Raw genomic sequence first — 291 nt, forward strand, 5'->3', positions numbered from 1 at the left:
TTTTCATTTCTTATTACGGAGAAATGAAACAGTGTGTCGTTTCAATTTTCAGCTTGATCCAGATTTTTAAAGAGCAAATATCTCAAACGTGACTCGTAAGTCAGTTTTGAGATACTTCGGTCGGCGACTTTCACTCACACATACCAGCAAGTGGCGTCCCCTAGGGGATTCGAACCCCTGTTACCGCCGTGAAAGGGCGGTGTCCTGGGCCTCTAGACGAAGGGGACACTGAAGTCTCAATCGCAAGACGCCTTGCTATTTACTTTTCATCAGACAATCTGTGTGAGCACT

Annotated in this window: 1 tRNA gene; it reads right to left on the reverse strand. The window is 45.7% G+C overall.

What is annotated here, in order from left to right:
* Positions 1-151 precede the first annotated feature (151 nt).
* A tRNA-Glu gene (locus OGX83_RS00655) sits at positions 152-227 on the reverse strand.
* Between the last annotated feature and the right edge of the window lie 64 nt (positions 228-291).

Source organism: Citrobacter sp. Cpo074, from assembly GCF_030332745.1.
Lineage (GTDB): Bacteria > Pseudomonadota > Gammaproteobacteria > Enterobacterales > Enterobacteriaceae > Citrobacter > Citrobacter portucalensis.